Source organism: Roseomonas rosulenta, from assembly GCF_016106005.1.
Lineage (GTDB): Bacteria > Pseudomonadota > Alphaproteobacteria > Acetobacterales > Acetobacteraceae > Neoroseomonas > Neoroseomonas rosulenta.
This window is the reverse complement of record NZ_JACADR010000340.1, coordinates 1-4093: the sequence shown is the minus strand read 5'-3', so window position 1 is coordinate 4093 and position 4093 is coordinate 1. Positions and strand designations below refer to the sequence as shown.

The 4093-nt window shown below is 74.8% G+C and carries 5 protein-coding genes; 3 read left to right on the top strand and 2 right to left on the bottom strand.

The window, feature by feature from the left end; genetic code table 11:
- Positions 1-81: 81 nt before the first annotated feature.
- Positions 82-609, bottom strand: coding sequence for a hypothetical protein (locus tag HW578_RS23655; protein WP_198373165.1), 528 nt, complete (start codon positions 607-609; stop codon positions 82-84).
- A 108-nt stretch (positions 610-717) separates the two neighbouring features.
- On the bottom strand, positions 718-1110 hold the full coding sequence (locus HW578_RS23650) for a hypothetical protein (protein ID WP_198373164.1): 393 nt from the start codon (positions 1108-1110) through the stop codon (positions 718-720).
- A gap of 155 nt (positions 1111-1265) precedes the next feature.
- Between HW578_RS23650 and HW578_RS23645 the strand changes: the two genes are divergently transcribed.
- From HW578_RS23645 to HW578_RS23635, 3 genes are all read left to right on the top strand, one after another.
- On the top strand, positions 1266-2225 hold the full coding sequence (locus HW578_RS23645) for a Bug family tripartite tricarboxylate transporter substrate binding protein (protein WP_198373163.1): 960 nt from the start codon (positions 1266-1268) through the stop codon (positions 2223-2225).
- Between the two features lie 10 nt (positions 2226-2235).
- Entirely contained in the window at positions 2236-2742 is a 507-nt protein-coding gene (locus HW578_RS23640; RefSeq protein ID WP_198373162.1) for a tripartite tricarboxylate transporter TctB family protein, read from the top strand.
- Positions 2743-3197: 455 nt separating this feature from the next.
- Entirely contained in the window at positions 3198-4091 is an 894-nt protein-coding gene (locus HW578_RS23635; protein WP_198373161.1) for a PhzF family phenazine biosynthesis protein, read from the top strand.
- Positions 4092-4093 lie beyond the last annotated feature (2 nt).

The following is a 4093-nucleotide window of genomic DNA, read 5'->3' as shown; positions in this document are numbered from 1 at the left end:
GAAGACCATCAGCCGGCGCGACAGCCCGGCGCGCCGCGTTACGTCATCCGCCGCCATGGCCCGGGCGCCGGGGGGCGCCGCTCAGCGCCAGCCGCGGCCGCGGCCCGGGGCATCGCCCGGGTCGTTGTCGGTCACGCCGCGGCCCTGCTGGCGCAGCCGCCAGCCGGTGCCATAGCCGGAGGGGTCGCCCGGGTCGCCGTCGTTGATGCCGGTGTAGGCACGGCCCTGCGGCCGCGCCCGATAGCCGCCGCGCCCATTGCCGGCGCCGTCGCCCGGGTCGGAATCCGTCAGGCCGGTGCGAGCGGGGCCACGATAGCCGCCGCGGCCGAAGCCGGGCCCGTCGCCCGGGTCGGAATCGGTGAGACCGGTGCCCCGCCGGCCTCCGCCGCGGCCATAGCCCGCCCCGTCGCCGGGATCGGAATCGGTGAGGCCGGTTCGGTACTGCACGGGCGTCGGCTCCAGCGCCTGGGCCGCCGGGGCGGCCAGTGCGGCGGTCCCGGCCGCGGCGGCGACGCGCAGCACCAGAAGGCGCCGGCCGAGCCGCCGATCCTCGTTCTCCTGCGGCCCATCCGCCCGCGGCGCGGCCGGCATGGCGTTCTTCTCGGTCATCGAGGCGATGCTCCTTCCCCGCCGCGCATCATCAACCTGCCGCGACTGTTTCGGCAAGCGGTGTGAAGTGATGATGCGTGCGCCAGCGCACGCGCGCTGCGAAGCGCTTCACCAGCCGCGGCCGCGCCCCGGCGCGTCGCGCGGGTCGCTGTCGCTGACCTGGCGGCGATACCCGCCGCCGCGCCCCTGGCCCGGCCCGTCATTCGGATCGGCATCGGTGAGCCCGGTGCGGGCACGATACCCGCCGCGGCCCTGGCCCGGCCCGTCATTCGGGTCAGAATCGGTCACGCCGGTGCGGGCACGATAGCCGCCGCGGCCCTGGCCGGGACCGTCGCTCGGGTCGGCGTCGGTGAGGCCGGTACGCACCGGGCCCGGCGCGTAGACAGGCCCGGGCGGCGCCACCACGCAGCCGGCAAGCGGCGCGGCGGCCGCGCCGAGTGTCGCGACCCGCACCACCAGCAGCCTGCGGCCGAGCCGCGGCGCCTGATCATCCCGAGCCATCCTGCCTTCCTTCCCCGATCCGTCGCGACATCCTTCCGCCTGGCGAGGCGCCGGCGCAAGCGGCGGATCGGCGGCGCGCGCCGCTTTCCGGCCTTCCCCTGGCCGTGGCACCGTCGCAGAGTTGCGACATCTCCGAGGAAACGACCGGAAACGCCATGACCCAACGCCGCACCCTCCTTGCCGCCGCCGCCGCGCTCGGCCTCGCGCCGCGCTTCGCCGCCGCGCAGCAGCGCTTCGCCAGCATCTACATGTTCGTCCCCGCCGGCCCGGGCGGAGGGTGGGACGGCCTCGGCCGCGCCATCGAGCAGGCGGCACGCGCCGGCGGCCTTGTCGGCACCTTCCAGTTCGAGAATGTCGGCGGCGCGGGCGGCACGGTCGGCCTGCCGCGCTTCCTGGCCCAGCGGCGCGGGCGCGCCGATGCGCTCATGGTCTCGGGCTCGGTCATGGTCGGCGCCACGCTCACCAACAAGACGCCGGTGACGCTGCAGAACACCGTGCCGATCGCCCGCATGACCTCCGAGGCCGGCGTCATCATCGTCCCGGCGAACAGCCCGATCCAGACCATCGGGCAGCTGGCGGACGCGATGAAGGCCAACCCGCGCGCGGTCTCGGTGGCGGGCGGCAGCGCGGGCGGGACCGACCACATCATCCTGGGGCTCATGCTGCAAAGACTAGGCCGCCAGGCGCGCGAGGCGTCCTTCGTGGCCTTCCCCGGCGGCGGCCCAGCGCAGGCCGCCATCCTGGGCGGGCAGGTCACGGCCGGCATCTCCGGCTGGTCGGAATTCTCCGAGCAGATCAAGGCCGGGCGCGTGCGCGCGCTGGCCACGACGGGCGAGACGCGGCTCGACCCCGCGGTGCCGACGCTGAAGGAAAGCGGCATCGACGTGGTGGCGGTGAACTGGCGCGGCGTGTTCGGCGCGCCGGGCATCAACCCCACGCAGCGCCAGGCGCTGGTCGACCTGATGACGGCGATCCACGCGACCGATGCCTGGAAGCGCATCCTGGAGGATCGCGGCTGGGAGGACGCCTTCCTGACCGGCGCGCCCTTCGAGCAGTTCCTCGAGCGCGACCGCGCCGACATGGAGAGCGTACTCAAGGACCTCGGCCTCGCGTGAGGGCGCGGCGATGAAGCCCGGCGCGGTCCCGGACCTCGCGGTCGGCCTTGGCGTGGTGGCGCTCGGGGCGCTGGCCGGGTGGCTCACCTGGGTCATCCCGGTGACGCCGGTCTATGCGGTGGTCGGGCCCAAGCTGGTGCCGGCGCTGATCGCCGGCGCGCTCGGGCTGCTCGGCCTGCTGCTGGTGGCTGCTGCGCTGCGCGGCGGCTGGAGCGCCGACATTCCCGAGGTGGCCGAGGCGGGGCCGCCCAACCTGGTCTCGCTGGCCTGGCTATGCGGCGGGATGCTGCTGAACCTGGTGCTGATCGTACCGCTCGGCTTCGCATTGTCGGCGGCGATCCAGTTCGTCTGCACCGCGCGCGCCTTCGGCAGCCGCAGCCCGCTGCGCGATGCGGTCATCGCGCTGCTCGTCTCGCTCGGTGCCTTCTTCCTGTTCGTGGAGGCGCTGGGCGTGAACATCGGCGCGGGACTGCTCGAGGGCGCGATCCTGCAGGCTCTGGGGCGGGAGGTATCGTGATGCGGCCGCGCGGGGAGGCCGCTGCCTTGGCAACCGGCACTGGCGGATCGCGGCCTTGCCGCGATCCGGGAGCGCAAAGCGCGACCGCGCCAAACCCGCCCCCCGCCTTCAGCGCACCAGCGCACGGCGCGCAAGCCAGGCCCGCGCATGCGGGCGCCCGGCGCCTGAGGACATGCAAACGCGGATCGCGGCCCTGCCGCGATCCGGGAGCGCAAAGCGCGACCGCGCCAAACCCGCCCGCCGCCTTCAGCGCGCCAGCGCACGGCGCGCAAGCCAGGCCCGCGCATGCGGGCGCCCGGCGCCTGAGGACATGCAAACGCGGATCGCGGCCCTGCCGCGATCCGGGAGCGCAAAGCGCGACCGCGTCCATCCTGCCCGTCGCCCCCGACGCAACAGTGCGTGGCGCGCGGGCAAGCCGGCGCATGCCGGCGCCCGCCGATTGAGGGCATGAAGAAATGCGCGCCTTCCGCTTCGTCACAGTCGATGTCTTCACCGACCGCCGCTTCGGCGGCAATCAGCTCGCGGTCTTCCCCGATGCGCGCGGCCTGAGCGACGCCGAGATGCAGGCGCTGGCCGCCGAGTTCAACCTCAGCGAGACCACCTTCGTCCTGCCGCCCACCCACCCCCAGAACAGCGCGCGCGTGCGCATCTTCAACCGCGTCGCGGAGATGGCCTTCGCCGGCCACCCCAATGTCGGCACCGCCTGGGTGCTGGGGCGCGAGGATGAAGGCGCGCCGCGCGCCTATCGATTCGAGGAACCGGCCGGCCTGGTCGAGGTGGTGCTGGAACGCGACGAGCAGGGGCGCGTGGTGGGTGCGGAGGTGGCCGCGCCGCAGCCGCTGCGCATCGGCGCGACGCTGCCCGCCGCGGTCGCCGCCGCCTGTGCCGGCATCCCGGAGGCCGGCATCGTCACCGCGCGGCACGCACCGACGCTCGCTTCCGACGGCGGCAACGACCGCCTGCTCACGGAGGTCACGCCCGAGGCGCTCGCCGCCGCCACGCCCGACCTGGCGGCCTTCCGCCGCGCAGTGGCGGCGCATCCGGCCGAGACCCGTGGCTTCCTCTCGCTGTATGTCTACTGCCGCGACGGGGCGGGGATCCGCGCGCGTATGTTCTCGCCGCTGACCGGCACGGTCGAGGATGCCGCGACCGGCAGCGCGGCGACGCCGCTGGCCGGCTTCCTGCTGCACCTCGATGGCGGCGTACAGGGTGCGTGGGACATCACGCAGGGTGTCGAGATGGGTCGGCCGAGCCTGCTGCGCGCGCGGGCGCAGCGCACGCCCGAGGGCATCCGCGCGCGCGTCGGCGGCGGCTGCGTGGCAGTGCTGCGCGGCGAGGCGGTACTGTGACG